The sequence below is a fragment of the Helicobacter sp. 23-1044 genome (genome assembly GCF_053654695.1).
In genome coordinates, this window is sequence record NZ_JBSIUQ010000005.1 from 104,332 (window position 1) to 123,995 (window position 19,664).

Annotated in this window: 25 protein-coding genes, 1 tRNA gene and 2 pseudogenes; 16 read left to right on the forward strand and 12 right to left on the reverse strand. The window is 42.2% G+C overall.

The window, feature by feature from the left end; genetic code table 11:
* Positions 1-62: 62 nt before the first annotated feature.
* The gene (gene lepA / locus ACWIUD_RS06000; protein ID WP_454147640.1) at positions 63-1,853 is read right to left on the reverse strand and encodes a translation elongation factor 4; all 1,791 of its coding nucleotides are present in this window, start codon (positions 1,851-1,853) and stop codon (positions 63-65) included.
* Here lepA and ACWIUD_RS06005 point away from each other — a divergent pair.
* From ACWIUD_RS06005 to ACWIUD_RS06025, 5 genes are all read left to right on the forward strand, one after another.
* Entirely contained in the window at positions 1,818-2,534 is a 717-nt protein-coding gene (locus ACWIUD_RS06005; RefSeq protein ID WP_454147642.1) for a hypothetical protein, read from the forward strand. The genes lepA and ACWIUD_RS06005 overlap by 36 nt on opposite strands.
* A complete protein-coding gene (locus tag ACWIUD_RS06010) occupies positions 2,470-3,507 on the forward strand; it encodes a sulfatase-like hydrolase/transferase (RefSeq protein ID WP_454147644.1) in 1,038 nt (345 codons plus the stop codon). The genes ACWIUD_RS06005 and ACWIUD_RS06010 overlap by 65 nt, the downstream gene beginning before the upstream one ends.
* Before the next feature lie 153 nt (positions 3,508-3,660).
* Positions 3,661-3,891 carry a hypothetical protein gene (locus ACWIUD_RS06015; protein WP_454147646.1) on the forward strand — a complete coding sequence of 77 codons (231 nt, stop codon included), beginning with the start codon at positions 3,661-3,663 and terminating at the stop codon, positions 3,889-3,891.
* Positions 3,839-4,636 (forward strand): hypothetical protein, encoded by a 798-nt coding sequence (locus ACWIUD_RS06020; protein WP_454147648.1) that lies wholly within the window; start codon positions 3,839-3,841, stop codon positions 4,634-4,636. Before ACWIUD_RS06015 ends, ACWIUD_RS06020 begins: the two co-directional genes overlap by 53 nt.
* 100 nt (positions 4,637-4,736) lie before the next feature.
* Positions 4,737-4,859, forward strand: coding sequence for a hypothetical protein (locus ACWIUD_RS06025; RefSeq protein WP_454147650.1), 123 nt, complete (start codon positions 4,737-4,739; stop codon positions 4,857-4,859).
* Positions 4,860-4,928: 69 nt separating this feature from the next.
* Here ACWIUD_RS06025 and ACWIUD_RS06030 read toward each other — a convergent pair whose 3' ends face one another.
* From ACWIUD_RS06030 to ACWIUD_RS06040, 3 genes are read right to left on the reverse strand one after another with little or no spacing between them, the layout of a single operon-like run.
* On the reverse strand, positions 4,929-6,245 hold the full coding sequence (locus tag ACWIUD_RS06030) for a peptidase U32 family protein (RefSeq protein ID WP_454147652.1): 1,317 nt from the start codon (positions 6,243-6,245) through the stop codon (positions 4,929-4,931).
* A 10-nt stretch (positions 6,246-6,255) separates the two neighbouring features.
* Entirely contained in the window at positions 6,256-7,005 is a 750-nt protein-coding gene (locus ACWIUD_RS06035; protein ID WP_454147654.1) for a hypothetical protein, read from the reverse strand.
* A complete protein-coding gene (locus tag ACWIUD_RS06040; RefSeq protein ID WP_454147656.1) occupies positions 7,002-7,724 on the reverse strand; it encodes a hypothetical protein in 723 nt (240 codons plus the stop codon). Before ACWIUD_RS06040 ends, ACWIUD_RS06035 begins: the two co-directional genes overlap by 4 nt.
* A gap of 468 nt (positions 7,725-8,192) precedes the next feature.
* Between ACWIUD_RS06040 and ACWIUD_RS06045 the strand changes: the two are divergent.
* The 4 genes and pseudogenes from ACWIUD_RS06045 to ACWIUD_RS06060 all read left to right on the forward strand — a co-directional run.
* Positions 8,193-8,639, forward strand: a pseudogene (locus tag ACWIUD_RS06045) (carboxynorspermidine decarboxylase); the annotation flags it as partial.
* Positions 8,640-9,188: 549 nt separating this feature from the next.
* Positions 9,189-9,425, forward strand: a pseudogene (locus ACWIUD_RS06050) (carboxynorspermidine decarboxylase); the annotation flags it as partial.
* Positions 9,426-10,229 (forward strand): histidinol-phosphatase, encoded by an 804-nt coding sequence (locus ACWIUD_RS06055; protein WP_454147658.1) that lies wholly within the window; start codon positions 9,426-9,428, stop codon positions 10,227-10,229.
* Positions 10,230-10,237: 8 nt separating this feature from the next.
* Positions 10,238-10,411 carry a hypothetical protein gene (locus tag ACWIUD_RS06060; RefSeq protein ID WP_454147660.1) on the forward strand — a complete coding sequence of 58 codons (174 nt, stop codon included), beginning with the start codon at positions 10,238-10,240 and terminating at the stop codon, positions 10,409-10,411.
* Here ACWIUD_RS06060 and ACWIUD_RS06065 read toward each other — a convergent pair.
* On the reverse strand, positions 10,388-10,969 hold the full coding sequence (locus ACWIUD_RS06065) for a Crp/Fnr family transcriptional regulator (protein ID WP_454147662.1): 582 nt from the start codon (positions 10,967-10,969) through the stop codon (positions 10,388-10,390). The two genes, ACWIUD_RS06060 and ACWIUD_RS06065, sit on opposite strands and share 24 nt — an antisense overlap.
* Positions 10,970-11,134: 165 nt before the next feature.
* Here ACWIUD_RS06065 and ACWIUD_RS06070 point away from each other — a divergent pair, with 165 nt between their 5' ends.
* From ACWIUD_RS06070 to ACWIUD_RS06090, 5 genes are all read left to right on the forward strand, one after another.
* The gene (locus ACWIUD_RS06070) at positions 11,135-11,578 is read left to right on the forward strand and encodes a copper resistance protein CopD (RefSeq protein WP_454147702.1); all 444 of its coding nucleotides are present in this window, start codon (positions 11,135-11,137) and stop codon (positions 11,576-11,578) included.
* A gap of 10 nt (positions 11,579-11,588) precedes the next feature.
* The gene (locus ACWIUD_RS06075) at positions 11,589-11,969 is read left to right on the forward strand and encodes a group III truncated hemoglobin (protein WP_454134615.1); all 381 of its coding nucleotides are present in this window, start codon (positions 11,589-11,591) and stop codon (positions 11,967-11,969) included.
* A gap of 8 nt (positions 11,970-11,977) precedes the next feature.
* Positions 11,978-12,142, forward strand: a complete 165-nt coding sequence (locus ACWIUD_RS06080; protein WP_454147664.1) for a hypothetical protein — start codon at positions 11,978-11,980, stop codon at positions 12,140-12,142.
* Positions 12,143-12,279: 137 nt separating this feature from the next.
* Positions 12,280-12,576, forward strand: a complete 297-nt coding sequence (locus tag ACWIUD_RS06085; RefSeq protein ID WP_454134616.1) for an HU family DNA-binding protein — start codon at positions 12,280-12,282, stop codon at positions 12,574-12,576.
* Between the two features lie 64 nt (positions 12,577-12,640).
* Positions 12,641-12,717 (forward strand) — tRNA-Arg (locus ACWIUD_RS06090).
* Between the two features lie 42 nt (positions 12,718-12,759).
* Here the strand turns inward: ACWIUD_RS06090 and ACWIUD_RS06095 are convergent.
* From ACWIUD_RS06095 to thiC, 5 genes are all read right to left on the reverse strand, one after another.
* A complete protein-coding gene (locus tag ACWIUD_RS06095) occupies positions 12,760-12,993 on the reverse strand; it encodes a hypothetical protein (RefSeq protein ID WP_454147666.1) in 234 nt (77 codons plus the stop codon).
* A gap of 61 nt (positions 12,994-13,054) precedes the next feature.
* On the reverse strand, positions 13,055-13,282 hold the full coding sequence (locus ACWIUD_RS06100; RefSeq protein WP_454147668.1) for a hypothetical protein: 228 nt from the start codon (positions 13,280-13,282) through the stop codon (positions 13,055-13,057).
* 3 nt (positions 13,283-13,285) lie between these two features.
* Positions 13,286-13,663, reverse strand: a complete 378-nt coding sequence (locus tag ACWIUD_RS06105) for a tetratricopeptide repeat protein (protein ID WP_454147670.1) — start codon at positions 13,661-13,663, stop codon at positions 13,286-13,288.
* A gap of 44 nt (positions 13,664-13,707) precedes the next feature.
* Positions 13,708-14,778: an Mrp/NBP35 family ATP-binding protein gene (locus tag ACWIUD_RS06110; protein WP_454147672.1), complete on the reverse strand. Its 1,071-nt coding sequence runs from the start codon at positions 14,776-14,778 to the stop codon at positions 13,708-13,710.
* A gap of 16 nt (positions 14,779-14,794) precedes the next feature.
* Complete coding sequence (gene thiC / locus ACWIUD_RS06115) at positions 14,795-16,165, reverse strand: phosphomethylpyrimidine synthase ThiC (protein ID WP_454147674.1); 1,371 nt, start codon at positions 16,163-16,165, stop codon at positions 14,795-14,797.
* A gap of 110 nt (positions 16,166-16,275) precedes the next feature.
* Between thiC and ACWIUD_RS06120 the strand changes: the two genes are divergently transcribed.
* The gene (locus ACWIUD_RS06120) at positions 16,276-17,553 is read left to right on the forward strand and encodes a bifunctional 2-C-methyl-D-erythritol 4-phosphate cytidylyltransferase/2-C-methyl-D-erythritol 2,4-cyclodiphosphate synthase (RefSeq protein WP_454147676.1); all 1,278 of its coding nucleotides are present in this window, start codon (positions 16,276-16,278) and stop codon (positions 17,551-17,553) included.
* A 98-nt stretch (positions 17,554-17,651) separates the two neighbouring features.
* Here ACWIUD_RS06120 and ACWIUD_RS06125 read toward each other — a convergent pair whose 3' ends face one another.
* A complete protein-coding gene (locus tag ACWIUD_RS06125; protein ID WP_454147678.1) occupies positions 17,652-18,632 on the reverse strand; it encodes an FkbM family methyltransferase in 981 nt (326 codons plus the stop codon).
* A 42-nt stretch (positions 18,633-18,674) separates the two neighbouring features.
* Positions 18,675-19,184: a LolA-like outer membrane lipoprotein chaperone gene (gene lolA / locus ACWIUD_RS06130; protein WP_454147680.1), complete on the reverse strand. Its 510-nt coding sequence runs from the start codon at positions 19,182-19,184 to the stop codon at positions 18,675-18,677.
* Between the two features lie 250 nt (positions 19,185-19,434).
* Here lolA and ACWIUD_RS06135 point away from each other — a divergent pair, with 250 nt between their 5' ends.
* Positions 19,435-19,644 carry a hypothetical protein gene (locus tag ACWIUD_RS06135; protein WP_454147682.1) on the forward strand — a complete coding sequence of 70 codons (210 nt, stop codon included), beginning with the start codon at positions 19,435-19,437 and terminating at the stop codon, positions 19,642-19,644.
* The last annotated feature ends 20 nt before the right edge of the window (positions 19,645-19,664 follow it).

Here is a 19,664-nt window from a genome sequence, read left to right on the forward strand (position 1 = left end):
CAGAATCTCTCGCATAAAAATCGCAGAATCTAACTCACAAAATCTCATAAATTTCGCAGAATCTAGTCAATTTTTAGCACTGCTAAAAATGCCTCTTGTGGCAAATCAACTTTGCCGATTGCTTTCATTCGCTTTTTGCCCTCTTTTTGCTTTTCTAATAATTTTCGTTTGCGCGTTATGTCCCCGCCGTAGCACTTTGCCGTTACATTTTTGCCGACAGACTTTATCGTCTCCCGTGCAATCACCTTGCTACCGATACTGGCTTGAATCGCCACTTCAAAAAGCTGTCGCGGGATTAGCTCTTTCATCGCGCCCACTAGCTTTTTGCCCTTTTCATACGCCTTGTTTTTATCCACAATCACGCTTAGCGCATCGACAATGTCCCCCGCGACTTTTATGTCTAATTTGACAAGATTCCCCGCGCGGTAGCCGACAAACTCATAGTCAAAACTCGCATAGCCCTTTGTGCAGGATTTTAGCTTGTCATAAAAGTCCATAATGATTTCATTTGTGGGGATTAGGTAGATGAGAAGCACGCGCGATTCGTTAATATATTGCATTTTTTCTTGAATCCCGCGCTTGTTTGTCAGCAACTTCATCACATTGCCCAAAAACTCGCTTGGCGTAATCACACTCGCACGGACAAAGGGCTCTTTTATTCGCGCGATATTTTGCTCGGGCGGGAGTTCGCTAGGATTTTCGACAACCACCATTTTGCCATCTGTGAGATAGACATTGTAAGGGACGGTGGGCGAAGTGGCGATTAGCTCCAATCCAAACTCACGCTCCAATCGTTCTTTTACAACCTCCATATGCAAAAGCCCCAAAAAGCCTATGCGAAAGCCAAATCCAAGCGCGATAGAAGTCTCAGGCTCAAAGCTAAGCGATGAATCATTTAGCTGTAATTTCAAAAGCGCGTCTCTCAAATCCTCAAATCTATCCGTTTGAATGGGATAAATCCCCGCAAAAACAAAGGGCTTTGCCTTTTGAAATCCCGCAATCGCTTGCGTGGCTTGTGCATTTTTTAGCGTAATGGTATCGCCTACGGCAATGTCGCTAATTTGCTTTAAGCCCAAATTCAAAATGCCAATCTCGCCACACGCGATTTTGTTGCATTTTTGCGGACGCAGTGGGTGCGGATACATAAGCCCCAAAACCTTGTGATTTGCACCTGTATTCATCAGCAAAATCTCATCATTTATCGCTACTTCGCCATCAATCACGCGCACCAAAGCAAGCGCACCCAAATAATTATCAAACCACGAATCATAAACGAGCGCCTTTAATGGCGCATTTGCATTGCCTTTTGGCGGAGGGATTTTGCGGATTATCGCCTCCAAAAGTTCGCTAATCCCCGCGCCACTTTTGGCACTCACGCAGTAAGATTCGCTACAATCAATACCAATCGCATTTTCGATTTCATCTTTTACACGCTCGATATTTGCGGCAGGGAGGTCGATTTTGTTTATCACGGGGATAATTTCTAAGTTGTTTTCAAGCGCGATATAGACATTTGCAATCGTTTGCGCTTCCACGCCCTGCGTAGCATCAACCACTAGCAACACGCCCTCACACGAACTAAGAGAGCGCGAAACTTCATAGCTAAAATCCACGTGTCCGGGCGTATCGATGAGATTTAGCGTGTAGGATTCGCCATCAAGTGTGTAATTTAGGCGCACACTTTGCGCCTTTATGGTAATGCCTCGTTCTTTTTCGATGTCCATCGTATCAAGCATTTGTGCGCTTAATTCACGCAAATCTACGCCACCGCAAACTTGCAAGATTCTATCTGCTAGTGTGCTTTTGCCGTGGTCTATGTGAGCGATTATAGAAAAATTGCGAATGTTTTTCAAAATGTGTCCTTTTCGCAGAATCTAAAAGGGGGAATTATAGCAGATTCTGCGATTTGTGGCATAAATTTTGCTACAATTAGCGTTTTATTTTTAAAAATAAGGCATTTTATGGAAAAACGCAGAATCTTAAATGTAGCTATTTTCACGCTAGTTTTCGCGCTAATTTTTATCGGCGGAGTTATTCTTTTTAGCTCGTATTTTGTGAAAGATATCTTTGGCAAAGTGGATTTCGGGCAGATTTTATTTCACTTGCAATTTCCGCTGTTAGATAACAACACGCCTTTTGTGGGCGCATTTGTCAAAAAAGTCATTCTCCCCGCCATTGCGTGTGCGTTTGTCATCACTTTTCCGCAAATCACGCTAAAAATCATCATAAATTTTGCGACAAAATTTTACGCATTTTTGAAAAAAGCAACGCTAGGCAAACTCGCCTTTGCCTTTGCGCTGTTCGCGCTGTGCCTAAATATCACAAACAACAAACTTAAAATCACGCGTTATCTAAAAACGCAAACCGAATTTTCAAATCTATATGAAGCGCATTACAAGCCATTTGATAGCGCGAATCTCACAGAATTTGCGCCCAAACAAAATCTTATTGTGATTTTAGCCGAATCGCTTGAATCCACTTTCAGCGGTGCAAATATACCAAACGGGGGGGGGGGGGAATCGCACTCTTGCTAGTGAATATTCGCCCTTTGGTGAGCTAATCCCAAATCTTACGCAACTTGCGCTAAAAAATACAAATTTTTCCACCACTGACGCGCTTGGTGGCATTACGCAACTTTCTGGCACGGGCTGGACGATTGCGGGGAGCATAAGCTATCTATGCGGGATTCCGCTAAATATGCCGATTGGTGGCAATGAGTTTAAAAATAAGCATTTTTTAGATTCGGCGGTGTGTGTGAGCGATATTTTGGGCGAGTTGGGCTATAAACAGGCTTATTTTAGCAATTCGGATTCGAGTTTTGGTGGCAATAAATTTTTCTTTGAATCGCATAGTATAGAAGTGCGTGATTTGCCATATTTTCAGGCGCAAAATATTCTGCCAAATCCACTGCCACAAAATCTGCAAGGCATTTGGGGGCTAAAAGACGCCGAATTACTTAAACTCGCTAAAAATCATATAGAAAATCTATCAGATTCAGAGCCTTTCGCGCTGTATATTTCTACGATTGACACGCATAGCACGGAAAATGCGTGGGTGGATAATGTGCAATGTGCGGGACTTGATTCTTCATACGCAAGTGCGATTCGTTGCACCGATAAAATTATCAGCGATTTTGTGAAATGGGTGCAAAATTCGCGCTTTGGGGAGAATACTACGATTATCATTTTGGGCGACCATTTGTCGATGGAAAGTAAGATTTTCACGCCAAGTGCGAAGCGATTCGTCTATAATGCCTTTATAAATGCGAAGTTTAGCCAAAAGCCACGCGCAAATCTCACCAAAAATCGCACATTAAGTCATTTTGACATAACGCCACTAATTTTAGATTCGATAGGGATTCGCACAAAGGCATTTGGATTAGGGCGCAATCCGCTTTATGGTGAGACGCTTTTAGAGCACGAATTTGGCATTGATGATTTTAACAAATCTTTAATGCAGAGAAATAAAATTTATGATAGCTTTTGGCAAGTGAAAAAGCGCGAATAATACCCACCCCCTAGCCCCCTCCGCAAGGGAGGGGGGATAAAATATGTAGAATCTAAAATTCCCCCTCCCTTGCGGAGGGCGAATCTAACTTTTCCCCCTCCCTTGCGGAGGGGGCTAGGGGGTGGGTATCAAAAAAATCAAAAAGGTGCAAAAATGACAAAAAAGACTAAAATTTTGGTAAGTGTGGCGGTGGCATTTGTGGCGATTGTGGGCGCAAGTGTGGGCGTTTATAATCATTTCAAACTTTGGAATTTTAAGGGAGTGAAAATGGCGTATTTGCAAAATTATATGCAAAATCCCAAATGCGATTTTAATACGCTTGTGATTCAAAATGCAAATAGCGCGAATCCAAACGGGGGGGGGGCAAAATCCAAATGCGCGTAATTTCATCGCTCACGCAGGTGGCGCGATTATCGATAAAGGCGAAGTTTTCACTTATACAAACTCCAAAGAAGCATTGTTGCAGAGCATAAAAGAGGGTTTTAGGTTTATTGAGTTGGATTTATCGCTTGATTCGCAAGGTGAGATTTTCGCTGCGCACGATTATAAGCATTTCTACAAAATCACAAATGCGCCGTTAGTGGATTTTCTAGATGATAGCGCATTTGCCCCGCCAAGCAAGGATTATATAAAAAATGCCAAAATCTATGGGCGATTTAGCCCCCTTACATTGCAGGATATAAATGCGATTTTTAGCGCGAATCCTAGCGTATATTTGGTAACGGACAAGCTAAATGACTTTGCCGCGCTTGAATCGCAACTAAATTTTGGTAAAAATAGGCTACTAATCGAAGTTTTTAGCATAAGCAACTACTTCAAAGCGCGGAAAATGGGCTTTAAATACCCAATGTTTTGTGCGTGGGATTCAGCAGAGAGTATCAAAATGGCAATGCGCCACAAAATCCCTATGATAACCACGCACACGGAGATTTTGCGTGATGAAAAGGGCGCGAAATTAGCAGAGGAATTTATCGCAAATGGTGGGTGCATTTTTACATTTTCAACTAACGAGGCGGACTTCATAAATACGCATAAAGATAAGCGCGTGAGTGCCTTTTATGTGGATTTTTATGATATAAACAAAAATGAGTGCAAATTGCAAGATAAAAGCAAATGTAGGACTTATTAGATTCTGCGATTTCGTGCGATTTTTTTGTCATTGCGAGATTCTGCGCTAGATTCTGCAAAAACGCAGAATCTGCCCCACTTCGTCATTGCGAGCGAGCGAAGTGAGCGTGGCAATCCATTTTATTTTTTGTGGATGGTTGCTTCACTGCGTTCGCAGTATCTTGGATTGCTTCGTTGTGGCTTCGCCACTGCCTCGCAATGACAAAGTGATTTGCAGAATCTAATAAGAATTTACCGCAGATTCTGCGATTTTCGTGCGATTCGCAGAATCTAATGCCAAATTTTCGCAGAATCTACGAACTTTTCTCCCTTAAAAAGCTAAATTTTGGTGCGCCTACGGGCATTTTAAAGGCATTGACATTTCCGCTGTGAATCTCATCTAACTCCCTGCCGTCTGCCAAAATGATTTTATCAAAGCGGACGAAATATTTGTCATTTTCTTTGTAAATCTCGCCTATTTCACTTTGTCCGCATTGGATTTGCGCACCCAAAGGCGCGATTAGCTCTTTTTTCTCGCCCACTCGAATCGTGTGCTTGCAAATCGCAAACTCCCCATTTTCAAGCACTTCGGCATTGACTTGATAGCTCCCCTCGCTAATTGCGGTTTTGAAATTCTGCGTATCTAGCCGCTCAAAAGGACGGCGCACCAAATATCCATCGCTAAATCCGCGATTTTTAAGTGTGTTTAGCTCGGATTCATAGAGACTTTGGCGCGATTGCCCCCTATAAAAATCATCGATTATCATTCGATAAGTCCGCGCTGTGATTGCCGCATAGTAGGGCGATTTCGTGCGCCCCTCGATTTTTAGCGCATCAACTGCGCCACTTTTTAGGATTTCGCCCAAATGTGCGGAGAGATTCAAATCCTTTGCGTTAAAAATATGCGTCCCAAACTCGCTCTCTTGCAGTCGCATAAGTGTGCCATTATCGGGGTTTTTGGCATAAAATTCGTGTGCGTCAAACGCCACTAATTTATCGCTCTCTTTGTCGCGCACGAAATATTCATAGTCGAATCGGCAGTCATTTGCGCAACTCCCGCGATTTGGCACACGCCCATTTTGAAGCGCAGAGATAAGGCAACGCCCTGAGAACGCAAAGCACATACTGCCGTGGCAAAAAATTTCAATTTCAAGCTGTGGCAACTGCGCTTTGATTTCGCACAAATCTTTTAGGCTCATCTCACGCGCCGCGACAATGCGCTTTGCGCCCATATCATAGAATACTTGCGCATCCAGCGCATTTAGCACATTTGCTTGGGTGGAGATGTGAAGCGGGATTTTGGGTGCGATTTCCTTGCAAAGTCGCATAACACCCATTGTCGCCACGATAAAAGCGTCAGGGTTTAAGTCGCGCATTTGCGCTATGTGGTTTTTGAGTGAGTTTATTTGTGAGTTGAATGGGAAGCCGTTAATGGTTATGTAAAATTTTTTGCCCATTTTGTGTGCGTATGCAATGCCATCGCTGAATGATTCTGGCGTGAAATCTTTCCCTGCGCGATTGCGAAGTGAATAATGGCTCACTCCGCCATAAAGTGCGTCTGCGCCGTAAGCGGTGGCGATTTTGAGTTTTTCTAAATTTCCTGCGGGGGAGAGTAATTCGACTTTTTTCATTTATGAAATTTTAGGCGCGAGATTCTGCGAAATTTATTTGATTCACAGAATCTAATGCGCTGTTTTCCGTCATTGCGAGATTTTGCGTAGCAAAATCGTGGCAATCCACAAAATTGTCATTTTGAGCCGTAGGCGAAAAATCTCTATTTTTTTGAGATATTTCGCTTCGCTCAATATGACAAAATAAAATATTATTCGCAGAATCTGCGATATTTTCGCCATTTTGCCATTTAGATTCGCTTGAATCTTTTCGCAAAAGGGCTGCACCCCCCGCCCGCTCCCCCCGACTATTAAATTGTGTCCCCAAAAGCTGCCGCTTTTCGCTTTTAGGGGGAGAGCCTCGCTTTTCCGCTTCTAGCAAAAAATCGGCGGTTGCACTACTGCAACCTTCAATCCGATTTTTTGCACCACGAAGCGGGCGAGTTTTTGGTGTTTCGCACGGATTTAATTTTTTTTGGATTGCCACGCTCGCTTCGCTCACTCGCAATGACGAATCTTGTTTAGATTCTGCGAAATTCGTGTTTTTTTCACTAGATTCTGCGATTCGCAGAATCTCAATCCGTAGGATTGGATAAAGAAACTTCGGCTTTGCCTTGTTTTGCGAGCGAAGCGAAGCAACAATCGAAGTATTTGCGGTGTTGCTTTTGTAGTTTTTAGCGAATCGACACAAGGATAGCGGACTTTGTGTCCGTGCCTTGTGGCGATTCGCTAAATCTGCGAAATGAATACCCAAAGACAAATTGTCCCCGCGAAAACTCATTTTTTGCCTAGCTCCGCGATAAGTCTCTCAATCTCATCGCTCTCCACCGTATTTGCCTTACTATCGCCATCAATGTAACTCGCCGAGCTTACGCGCTTTTCATCGCTCACATCCGTCTCAAACATCGCATTTAGGTATTTCGCCAAAGTCCGCATTACATTCACCACGCGCTCGATTTTTTGGCGGTGAATGTCTTGATATTGCATTATATCCATCGCTTGAAGCACCGCGTCCGCGCTCTCATTTGACCTATCGGTGATGATATTTGCGCACTTTATCATATCATTGCACGATTGAAGCGAATCTTTAAAAGTGGCTATTTTAGGGAACTGCGCGGAGAGTTTTTCAAACAAATCCTTTTGTGCGATAAGATAATTTTTGATATTTTTCACATCTTTGATATTTGCCTCCAAATTACCGCTGATATTCTCCAATTGGTCAAAAACCTGCGTAGCCTTTACCTCCAAGCCCTTTGTGACATCATCTAGCTGTGTTACAACCTTGTGCTTTGTCGTGGGCGGTGGCGGATACTCATCATCGGCACTCACGCGGTAGGCATTTGGGTCGCTATCCTCGCCATCCTCGCTGTCATCTTGCGCTAGTGGATTTCTATCATCTAACTTCGCAGATTCTGCGCTAGATTCTGCGTCATCATCGCCTAAAATCTCGCCACCTTCGAAGTTGCCAAGTATTAGTTCGTTTAACTCTTCTTGCGTCATTTTCTACCTTTTTGCGAAAAAAATTTGCGAATTTTATCAAAAAATTATATTTTTAAAGTTTAAATTTGTAAAGATTCTGCGATTAAAAATATTTTAAGGACAAATATGAAAAGTTTGGTAGATTCGCGCAAATCTCTTGTGTGCCACAAATCCTTTAAACGCCGTGAATCCTTTGAATCTGTCGCAAAAATCGCCAAAAAACTAAAAAATCCCTGCTATATTTTAGAAGAAGCAAAATTGCAAGAAAATTTAGAGATTTTAGGTAAGGTCAAAAGGCAAAGTGGGGCAAAAATACTACTTGCGCTAAAAGGATTTGCATTTTGGAGTAGCTTTGAAATGGTGGCAAAATATTTGGACGGAATCACTGCAAGTGGCTACTATGAGGCGCGTTTGGGATTGGAGGAATTTCGCAAATATAACAAAAAAGCTGTGATTTCGGTATTTTCTCCCGCATTTACCGCTCGTGAAATGCGCCAAATCGCGCCTTTTGCAAATCATATCATTTTTAATTCTTTCAATCAACTCGCGCATTTTAGGGACATTACAAAAAAAGCGCACCTTGCCTTGCGCCTAAATCCGCTGTATTCGGAGGTAGAGCCTGAGATTTATAACCCGTGCGCGAAATTTAGTCGGCTTGGGATTACGCCAGATGAGTTTGAAAAAGGCGCAAAAACGCACGGACTTAAAGGCATAAAGGGGCTTCATTTTCACACGCATTGTGAGCAAAATAGCGATGCGTTGGAGCGGACGATAGAGGCTATTGAGCGACATTTTGGCAAATATTTGGCGCAAATGGAGTGGATAAATTTTGGTGGTGGGCATCATATCACGCGCAAAGATTATGACTTAAATCGCCTTGTGCGCGTCATTTCGCGCTTTCGCAAAAAATATGGCGTAGAGGTGATTTTAGAGCCCGGAGAGGCGATTGGATGGCAATGCGGTGTGCTTGTGGGCGAAGTAGTGGATATTGTGCGAAATGGCGTGGATATTGCGATTACAAATTTGAGTGCGGCGACACAAATGCCAGATTGCCTTGAAATGCCATATACGCCTGAGATTTTGGGAGCGAAAATTTTGAATGGTGATTTGCTTGATGGCAATTTGTCTTTAGAGAAGCATTCCGCGGATTTTGAGATTTTCGGGGCATCGCAGACCGCTAGTCTAGTCTCTGCCCCAAAAATCTCAAAAAACCACGAAAGCCATCCCGAAAATCCTTCCGTTGTTTTAAAGGCAAAAAATGCAGATTCTGCGCTAGATTCTGCGAATCGAACGAAAATCGCAGAATCTAATGAAAAAAACGCAGAATCTAATAATCAAAATGCAAATTCTAGTATTGTGAGCGAGAAATCGGGGTTGTGCAGTTGTGAGCGAGAAAATAGAACTGATGGTTCATTGACGAAGCGAACAACAAATCTCCCAGATTTATCGCCACAAGACGAATTTGCCACCGCCCGACACAACATTTACCGACTCGGTTGTCCTAGTTGCCTTGCTGGCGACATTATCGGGGACTACGAATTTGAAAAGCCCCTTAAAATCGGCGATAAAATCATCATCAAAGATATGATTCACTACACGATTGTAAAAAATAATTCATTCAACGGCATTCCGCTCCCTAGCCTTGCGATTTTGAAAAAAAATGGCAAACTTAAAATCGTGCGAAAATTTGGCTACAATGACTACAAAAAAAGGAATGGTTAGATGAAATTTGCAGATTTACACAATCACACAAAGCGGTGCAATCACGCAGTAGGCGAATGCAAAGAGTATGTAGAAATGGCGATTTCGCGCGGGATTACCGCCTTTGGCTTTTCTTGCCACGCGCCGATGAATCACGATATGGCTTATCGAATGGGCTTAAATGAAGTCGATGATTATATGCGCGAAGTGCGTGAGATTCGCGATGAATTTAGTGGGCGAATCGACATAAAATTAGCCTTTGAAGTGGATTTTATCGACAAAAAGCCACAAATGACTGAGTCGCGGATTTTGGAGCTTAGAGCTGCGCGTGAGGTGGATTATCTAATCGGTTCGGTGCATTTTTTGAATGAATGGGGCTTTGATAATCCCGCGTATATCGGCGATTACGAAAACAAGGACATTGATAGCATTTGGCGCGAATATCTCAAATCCATCGCAAATATGGCGCAAAGTGGGCATTTTGACATTGTTGGGCATTTTGACTTGCTAAAAATTTTTAATAATCGCCCAAGTCCCGCTGTGGCAGGGGAGATTCGGCGCACACTTGAATCTATAAAAGACAATGATATGGCAATAGAAATAAATGGCGCAGGGCTGGATAAGCCAATCGCTGAAATTTACCCAAGCAGCGAGATTTTAAGCCTAGCACATAAAATGGAAATCCCTATTTCTTTTGGCTCAGACGCCCACGCCCCGCAAAACGCAGGGATTTATAAAGATAAAATGATAGCGTTAGCACGAAAAGTAGGCTACAAAAAGGCAGTGAATTTTACAAAAGGGGAGCGCGAATCTTACGCATTTTAGGGAGCAATTTGTATTTGGGTGCATTTTTTGCGGATTTGGCAAAACAAGGCAAAGCCGAAGTTTCTTTATCCAATTCTGTGGATTGCCACGACTTGCAAGCAAGTCTCGCAATGACAGAAAAAGGGGCAGATTCTGCGATTTTAAGCGATTCGCAAAATCTAAAAATTCCCCAATTTTGCTGAATCTAAAACTACGATTTTGCCCTTGTGCGTGGTGATTATCCCCATTTCTTTGAGTGATTTTATGATGCGTGAGAGGGATTGCGGATTTGTGCCTAAAATCTCGGCGATTTTGCGCTGTGATGGGAGATTCGCGCTATTTTCTAGCAAAAAGTGCGCTAGATTTTGCGTTAGCGAACTTGTATTTTGCGTGATGTATCGCTCCAAAATGCCTATTTTCTGGCACAAAGAGGCGATTAGCTCAAAGCAAAATGCGCTAGATTCTGCGCTGTGTGCGCGAAATGTCGCTAAGTCAATCTCTAAAATCTCGCACTCACTAGCGCAAATCGCACTTGCAGGATAGCTTTTCTCTGCAAATGCGGGATATTCAGCGATGAAACAGGGCGATTTTAGCGTGTGGAGCACCTTTTGCCTATCGCCAAATGCCTTTTCTAATCGCACTTTGCCACTCAAAAGTAGCGTTAGTTTGCGTGGCATTTCGCCTTCAAAAAATAAAATGTTATCGACTTTGTAACGCCGAATCTTGCCTATTTTGCTTAACTTTGCGATATAATCCTCCATTTTACCTCCATTGATTTTGCAAAATTTCGCACCGAAAATTCGCATAAAATTTCGCTCCCAAAGTTCATAAATTTCGCCCAAAAATTCGCAAATGTTAATTTTTTCAAATATTTATTTTGTTAATATCGCCCAAAATTTTTTACAAAAGGAGAGAAAAAAGAGATGATGGACGCGCTGTATCCGTATTTTTTGGTGATTCACACGATTTGTGCGATTATATTTTTGGGATTTATATTTTGCGATGTGGTGCTTCTTACGCCCATAAAAAAGGCGTTTGGCGAGGATTTCAACGACAAAATGTGGAGCGTGATTATGCGGCGGGGCAAAAAGATTATGCCACTTTGCGTGTTGCTACTTTTGCTCACAGGCGGGGCGATGATGACGCGCTGGGTGGGCTTTGAGATGGGATTTTTTGGCACAAATTTACAGATTTTAATCAGCATAAAAATCCTTTTGGCGTTCATCATCGTGGCGATGGTGGCACTCTCGCTAACCTACCACTTTTTCTTACCGCACAAAACAAACCCGCTTGGTAAAATAATCCACCCCGTAGCACTTGTTTTGGGACTTTTGATAACCATTTTGGCAAAGCTTGCATTTCACATTTAAGGAGAAAAAAATGAAACGAAACGAAATAAATATGGACGGGATTAACGCGCTGATGGAGATTTTCTACGAAAAGATTCGAAGCGACAAAGGCGGTTTGGGCGAGATTTTTAACTCGCGCATTGGCACGGATGATGAAAGCTGGGTGCGACACAAGGCAAAAATTGCGTCTTTTTGGCAGGGTATGTTGCTAGGGAGCGGCGATTATGCGGGGCAGCCGATGAAGGCACACTTGGATTTACCGCCCTTTAAACGCGAACTTTTTGGCGAGTGGCTTGGGCTATTTGAGGAGAGTTTAAATATCGTTTTTGAGCCACAAATCGCAGAATCTATCCTAAATCGCGCAAGAATGATAGCGCAAAGATTTGAATATATGATATTTGAGGCGCATTAAGGGGATTTTTGCGAATAGATTCTGTGAAAAATTTGTGGCAGATTCTGCGATTTTCGTGCGAGATTCTGCGGAAATTTTGTGGCAGATTCTGCGAAATTTTGGCAAAAACGCAGAATCTAAACGCAGAATCCATCAAAAATCTTATAAAAATTGAAACCGCCGAAAGTGCCTAAAATAGGGGCTAGGGGGGGGGATTTTGTAAAGAAAATCCTTGAAATATCGCAATTTAGGGCAAAAACCCTTGACAAAACTTTTCATTTTCCCTATAATTCCGCCCGTTCATAAACAAATTCAACAAAAGGAGAGAAAAATGAACAAATCAGACTTCATCGAAGTGGTAAAAAAAGTTGGCGGTTATGACACTAAAAAAGGTGCAGAGCAAGCGATTTCTGCTTTTACTGACGCTGTAAAACAAGTGCTAGTAAAAAAAGATTCAGTTGAGCTAGTAGGCTTTGGCAAGTTTGAAACTGCGGTTCAAGCGGCAAAAACAGGCAAAGTTCCCGGCACAAACAAAAAATACACCACAAAAGAAAAAATGGTGCCTAAATTCAAAGCTGGGAAAGCACTAAAAGACGAAGTTGCAAAAATGAAAGTTGTCAAAAAATAACTTCCTTTAAGATTCTGCGTTTTCGCAGAATCTGCCCCTTTTTTCAATCTCACAAATCCCGCCTGTCCTCATAGCTCAGCAGGATAGAGCATTCGATTCCTAATCGAAAGGTCATTGGTTCGAATCCAATTGGGGACACCAAGCGAATCAAGCGAATAATTTTATGTGAAATTTTTGTAAATTCTACGGACTGCCACACGCTTCGTTTATTCGCAATGAATGGCAAGGTATATTAGATTCTGCGATTCGCAGAATCTTGCAAAAAAACGCAGAATCTAACGCAAAAATCTTTTTAATCGCAGAATCTTGGATTGTCACGATTTTGCTAACGCAAAATCTCGCAAAGGCAAAAATAAAGGCAGATTCTGCAAAATCGCAGAATTTCGCAAAATTCTCGCAATTCGCAGAATCTAGCACAAATCTACCCCGTCATTGCGAGTCCTTGTGATAGCAAGGCGAAGCAATCCACTAATAAGACTTACGAATCAATGGTGAATCGCTTACTTTTGACAAATCTGGGGTTAGATTCTAAAAAATAATTCATTGATTTGTTTTTTGTCGTTGATTTTATTTGCCTTTTAGATTTGCGTGATTTGGATGGTTGCTTCACTTTGTTCGCAAAACAAGGCGAAGCCGAAGTTTCTTTATCCAATCCTGTGGATTGCTTCGTTGTTTTCGCTTCGCTCAAACTGCCTCGCAATGACAAATCTTACTGCACGCCTGCTTCATTTAATTTGCGATAATTATCGCAGCCCATTTGTTCGCCCAAATCACAGGCTTTGCCATAATATTTCTTTGCTGTGCTTATATTGCGCTTTATGCCCTGTCCCTTGCTATAAAAAACGCCTAAATTATTACAACCACCGCCTACCCCCAAATCGCAAGAATATTTATAATATTGAAATGCCTTTTGAAAATCTTGCCTAACGCCCTCACCCTTGCTATACATAAGTCCTAGATTGTAACAAGCTCCACTTTTGGCTTTTTTATCTTGCTCTGCGTCTATTTTTTCACAAGCGATTTCTGTGTATTTTTTAGCATTTGCAAATTCGCAGAATCTCCCACGAAAAATCGCAGAATCTCGCAAAATTCTCGAAAATCCGCAGAATCTTTGGCGATTTTAATGAATTTTTAATGATTTATCGGCTGTATCCCCGCATTATCCGCGCTTATCCCGATTTTATCCAAAAAGGCGATGAGTTTATTTGCGGCTTTTAGATATTCCTTTGCGCCCAAGCTGTCGGGTTTAAAAAATGTTACAGGCTTCCCAGCGTCCCCGCTCTCGCGGATACTAGGCTCGATAGGGATTTGCGCCAAAACTTCGCATTTATTCACATTTGCTAACTCTACGCCCCCGCCCTTGCCAAAAATATCAAACACTTCGCCACATTTAGGGCATACAAAGCCACTCATATTTTCGATAATCCCAGCGATAGGGATTTGTAGCTTGTTAAACATATCCAAAGCCCTTGCGCTATCATCAAGCGCGACAATTTGTGGCGTTGTAACGGCTACTCCCGCGCTCACAGGGACACTTTGCGCCAAAGTCAGTTGCGCATCGCCCGTGCCAGGGGGCATATCAATCACTAAAATATCTAGTTCTCCCCACGCCACATCGCTTAACATTTGCTCAATCGCTCGCATTATCATAGGACCGCGCCAAATTAGGCTTTGCCCAGATTCTGCCATCATTCCCATACTCATCACTTTTATGCCGTAGTTTGTGAGCGGGATAATCTTTTTTTGCGCCTCATCAATCTCGGGGCGTTCGTTGTTTAGCCCAAGCATTCGCGGGATATTTGGACCATAAATGTCGGCATCAAGCAGTCCCACGCGCATTCCACTTTGCGCCAAAGCGATTGATAGATTCGCGCTTGTGGTGGATTTTCCCACGCCTCCCTTGCCTGAGCTAATCATCACAAAGTGCCTAATATGTGGCGCGATATTTTTACGTTTTGGCGAATCTTGCGCGATTTGTGGCGTTTTAATCGCCACTTCCACGCTTTTATCACCAAAAAGATTTGCGATAGATTCGCGTAGTTTTTGCGCCACTTCATCGCTATTTGATGGGATTTCAAGCGATATTTTAAGCAAATCGCCATTTATTTCAATGTCCTTCACAAAGCCAAAATCCACAATGTCCCTTTTGAAATTTGGGTAAATTACCCCTTTTAATTTGTCTAAAACTTCACTTCTTTCCATTTTTTCTTCCTTAAATTTATTGCGCTAATGCGTGAGATTCTGCGATTTTAGACTTTGCAAACGCAGAATCTAGCGCAGATTCTGCGATTTTAGATTCTGCGCCATAATCCTTAAAAATATTTTGCGAAATTTTGTAGCTGCAAAATTTCGGTCCGCACATCGAGCAAAAATCCGCGTCTTTAAATGCGTCCTGTGGCAAACTCTCATCGTGGTATTCTTGCGCTCTATCGCTATCTAGCGCAAGTGCGAATTGTCGCTTCCAATCAAAGCCATACCGCGCATCGCTCATCATATCATCGCGCACACGGGCATTGATTCGCCCACGCGCAATGTCTGCGGCGTGTGCGGCGATTTTATAGGCGATTATGCCCTCTCTCACATCGTTTGCATTTGGCAGTCCCAAATGCTCTTTTGGTGTTACATAGCAAAGCATTGCAGCCCCTTTCCACGCCGCCACACACGCGCCAATCGCACTTGCAATATGGTCATATCCCGCGCCAATGTCAGTTACAAGCGGTCCTAGCACATAAAATGGCGCGTCATTGCAGAGTTCGCGCTCTATTTCCATATTTCGCTCAATTTGATTTAGCGGGATATGCCCCGGTCCTTCAATCATCACTTGCACATCGCTTTCATTTGCGCGCTGTGCGAGTTCGCCTAAAATTTTTAGCTCACTAAATTGCGCTTCATCACTTGCATCATAAAGACAACCCGGACGAAGCGAATCGCCCAAAGACAGCGAAACATCATATTCCTTGCAAATCGCCAAAATCTCATCGTAAGCTGTATAAAATGGATTTTGCGCTTTGTGGTGCATCATCCAAGACGCCATCAAGCTCCCACCACGCGAGACTATGCCCATTTTGCGCTTTGCAATATAAGGGATATGTTGCGACAAAAATCCGCAGTGAATCGTAAAGTAATCCACGCCCTGCTTTGCTTGCTTTTCAAGGGTTGAGAGCATAGTTTTGATATTTAGACTCAAAATATCGTCCTTTAAATCGTGCAAAATTTGATACATAGGCACAGTGCCGATAGGCGCGGGAGAATTTGCGATAACACTAGCGCGAATCTCATCTAAATTCCCGCCCGTGCTTAAATCCATAATCGTATCCGCGCCGTATTTTATCGCAGTCTGCGTTTTGGCGATTTCATTTTCCACGCATTTTTCAATGCTAGAACTGCCTATGTTTGCGTTGATTTTCGTGCGTGTGGCGATACCTATGCCGATAGGTTTTAAGTGCTTGTGATTGATATTTGCGGGGATTATCAGCCGTCCTTTTTTGACTTCGTTTTTGACGAGTTCGGGCGAAATTTCTTCGCTATTTGCGACAAATTCCATTTCCTTTGTGATGATGTCTTGTTTTGCGAATCCTAATTGCGTCATAATTTTCCTTTAATTTTTGAATTTTAAAAGCCTAAAATTAGCGTAAAATTTATAAAATTACACTTTAAAATCAAAATTTTAATAAAAATTCGCAAAAAAAGGTGGCAAAAATGACAAAAAATATGACGCTAATTATAATGAGCGCGGGTGAATCTACGCGATTTCGCGCTGATTTGCCAAAAAAATGCGCGGTAAAAAAGCAATGGATTCGCGTGAATGGCAAACCGCTGTGGCTTTTTGTGGCAGATATTTTGAATGCGCGGTATAAATTTGCCAAAGTGATAATCACCGCAAGCGCGCTTGAAGTGGCTTATATGAAGCGATTTTGCGACTATGAAATCGTGTGCGGTGGCAATACGCGCCAAAAGTCTTTGGAGAATGCTTTAAAATGCGTGGATAGCGAGTTTGTGGCGGTTAGCGATGCGGCAAGATTTGGCGTGGATTTTGAAGTTTTGGATAGGCTTTTTGCGGTGGATTTGGGGGCGATTGATTGCGTTATGCCTGTGCTTGGCGTGGCGGATACGATTTTTATCGCAGAATCTAATACGGATTTTGGTGCAGAATCTAATGCAATTTTTAGCGCAGAATCTTTGCGATATTTAAATCGCAATGCCGTCAAACTCGTGCAAACGCCACAAATTTCGCGCGTTAGCGTTTTGCAAAAGGCGTTGAAATTGGGCGATTTTAGTGATGAATCAAGTGCGATAAATGCGCTTGGTGGGAAAATCGCAACGATAAAAGGTAGCAAAATGCTAGATAAACTCACGGATTTTGGGGATTTGGAGCGAATTTTGGGTAATTTGGATTCGCACACTTTTGGCGCAAAGAGTGGCGAATCTCACGCGCAAAATTCGCAGAATCTATCGCAAAATGAAACCTTTATCGGCTATGGATTTGATACGCATAGATTTTGCGATGGCGATGAAATCGTGCTTTGTGGCGTGAAAATCCCCTGTGAGTTTGGCATAGAAGCGCATAGCGATGGCGATGTCGCGCTCCACGCGCTAATGGACGCACTTTTGGGTGCAGTGGGTGCGGGAGATATTGGCGAGTGGTTTCCGCCAAATGACGCGCGATTTAAAAGCGCAGATTCGCTTGAATTGCTAGGGCAAATCGTGGATTTTGTGCGTGGCGTAGGCTTTGAGATTGTCAATGTGGATTTGATGATACTAGCTGAAATCCCAAAAATCACGCCACACAAGGACAAAATGATTGAAATTTTAAGCACTGCGCTAAATCTGCCAAAAAATCGCGTGAATATCAAAGCAACCACAATGGAGCAAATGGGCTTTGTGGGACGTAAAGAAGGCATTTGCGCGAAAGCAGTGGCGAGTTTGAAAATGGCAAATCTAAAAAACGATATTTTAAGATTCTGCGTATCCAAATGATTATTGCTAAAAATGGCAAATAAATCGCAGAATCTCGGCAAAAATTCGCAGAATCTGCGATTTTTCGCACTAGATTCTGCGCTCCACAAACGCAGAATCTAAATCCAATCCAAAAATATATTTTTGATATTATTTTGCTTGATTTTCGCACGGAGATTTTTGATTTTTTCTTTGCCATCTTTAAAGTATCGCTCGTGCGTCTCGCAGGCAATGTAGTCGATTTTCTCATATAATTTTGTAGCGATAATTTTATCCATAATGTCAAATTCCGCACCTTCTACATCAAGTTTCAGCATAAAAATCCGCTGTGGTAGGATATTTCGGGCGATATATTCCACCAAATCTATGACTTCCACTTCGTCATATTCCTGCGTTTGCGCCACTTGCATATTATCTAACATTAGCGCATTGCCTTGCGAAGTGGCATCGTGGAGCAGAAATTTGGTTTTGCCACATTTGTTGCTAACGGCGGATTTATTTAGGATGACAGAGGGATTATTGCGATATTTATGCGCTAAAATGGCGTGGAGATAGGCATTTGGCTCAAAACTATGCACTTTTAATCCAAAGTGCAAGAATAAATCCGTAACAAGTCCAGCGTGTGCTCCGCAATCAATGGCAATAATCGCAGAATCTAAATCATTTGCGCTATTTGGCGCAGAATCTAATTTCGCAGAATCTAGCGTAGATTCTGCGATTTTTGTGCGAGATTCTGCGAAATTGCCATTTTTATCGCTTCTGCCCCCCCCTATTTGCATTTTTGAATTTTGCACAATTAGCGGAAGTTTGTAGAAAATCTCGTAATATCGCTTTGGAATGTGGGCGTTGTGAAGCATTAAGTCGATTTTGCCAAGTCCATTTGGGTCGATTGTGGCATTTGTAAGCAAGGCGATGCGCTTTTGCAAATCGCTATTATACGCACTGCTTGCGGCATTTTTGAGTGCTATGACTAATTTATAAGGTGCAAGTGCAATCCTAAAAAATATATTTTGCTTTACGCGCGAGGAAAACAGCACTTTGCTCATATCTGGTGCTTTGCGTGTGATTTTACGCTCTAAATATTCTAAAAAAGTCTCCATTTTTTACTCCAAATTTAAAATTAAAAGTCGCATTATAATATATTATTGATAAATAATCTCCGCAGAATCCGGCACTTTAAATTCAAATATTTTGGCATCAACGCGCTTATTTAGCACTACATTTTCAAGTGCGATTTCTACTTCGTTATCTAACTCATCTTTGTAAAAAATCTTATGCGGTTTGCCGTCTTTTAGGGCGATGTGGAAGGTTTGATTATTCACCACGCTTTGCCAAAAATCGCCCTTTTTTTGCACTGAATTTAGCACCGATACAAAGTCCAAATCCACCTTATCGCTGATGATTACTTGCTCAAACTCCGGCTCATAAATCATCACGCGCTTTTTATCCACAAAAATCTCTTTTTTCATAGGCGACTTATATTGCCAATGCGCCTTTGAATCTGCGGTGGCGATGATTGTGCCACTATATTGCGCCTCCGCAGAATCCCCGCGAATTTTTTGCGTAAAATCCGCGCGTATGCTTGTAATCTCCGCTAGATTCTGCGAAAAAAGGGCGTTTAAAAGTAGCGTAAAAAATAAAATTGCCTTCATAAAAACTCCAATTTTGAAAAATATAAGCGCAAATTATAGCGAAATTTATAGCGAAATTTTGGCATAATTTTACGATATATAATTTTGCAAAACGATAAAAATAAAGGACAAAAATGCGGTATTTGGATGGAAATTATCGGGGGGGGGGGGGAATTCTAAACCATCTCTATTAGATTTTATAAAAAATGCAAGATTTACGGATGGTTTTACGGATGAGCAATCAGTATTTTTCAGTGAATTTGATGCGTTTTTGAAAGATAAAAGTAGGCATATTTTATTTTACAAGCTAGTCTCCGCAAGGGAGGGAGGACAAAATACAGATTCTGCGAATAAAACTAAAATCGCAGAATCTACCGCAGATTCTGCGAAATGTGTCAAATTCGCAGAATCTCACACCGCAAAATTTTACATTTTAACAAACCCACAAAAATATCGCACTAAACACAAAAGTGCGTTTTGAGCTGCTCGACAAGCAGGGCA

Coding starts and splice junctions, on each gene's coding strand:
- ACWIUD_RS06015 (WP_454147646.1), top strand. CDS start 3,661: ATGACAAAAAAGACTAAAATTTTGGTAAGTGTGGCGGTGGCATTTGTG.
- ACWIUD_RS06020 (WP_454147648.1), top strand. CDS start 3,839: ATGCAAATAGCGCGAATCCAAACGGGGGGGGGGCAAAATCCAAATGCG.
- ACWIUD_RS06030 (WP_454147652.1), bottom strand. CDS start 6,245: ATGAAAAAAGTCGAATTACTCTCCCCCGCAGGAAATTTAGAAAAACTC.
- ACWIUD_RS06035 (WP_454147654.1), bottom strand. CDS start 7,005: ATGAGTTTTCGCGGGGACAATTTGTCTTTGGGTATTCATTTCGCAGAT.
- ACWIUD_RS06040 (WP_454147656.1), bottom strand. CDS start 7,724: ATGACGCAAGAAGAGTTAAACGAACTAATACTTGGCAACTTCGAAGGT.
- ACWIUD_RS06055 (WP_454147658.1), top strand. CDS start 9,426: ATGAAATTTGCAGATTTACACAATCACACAAAGCGGTGCAATCACGCA.
- ACWIUD_RS06065 (WP_454147662.1), bottom strand. CDS start 10,969: ATGGAGGATTATATCGCAAAGTTAAGCAAAATAGGCAAGATTCGGCGT.
- ACWIUD_RS06070 (WP_454147702.1), top strand. CDS start 11,135: ATGGACGCGCTGTATCCGTATTTTTTGGTGATTCACACGATTTGTGCG.
- ACWIUD_RS06075 (WP_454134615.1), top strand. CDS start 11,589: ATGAAACGAAACGAAATAAATATGGACGGGATTAACGCGCTGATGGAG.
- ACWIUD_RS06085 (WP_454134616.1), top strand. CDS start 12,280: ATGAACAAATCAGACTTCATCGAAGTGGTAAAAAAAGTTGGCGGTTAT.
- ACWIUD_RS06110 (WP_454147672.1), bottom strand. CDS start 14,778: ATGGAAAGAAGTGAAGTTTTAGACAAATTAAAAGGGGTAATTTACCCA.
- thiC (WP_454147674.1), bottom strand. CDS start 16,165: ATGACGCAATTAGGATTCGCAAAACAAGACATCATCACAAAGGAAATG.
- ACWIUD_RS06120 (WP_454147676.1), top strand. CDS start 16,276: ATGACAAAAAATATGACGCTAATTATAATGAGCGCGGGTGAATCTACG.
- ACWIUD_RS06125 (WP_454147678.1), bottom strand. CDS start 18,632: ATGGAGACTTTTTTAGAATATTTAGAGCGTAAAATCACACGCAAAGCA.
- lolA (WP_454147680.1), bottom strand. CDS start 19,184: ATGAAGGCAATTTTATTTTTTACGCTACTTTTAAACGCCCTTTTTTCG.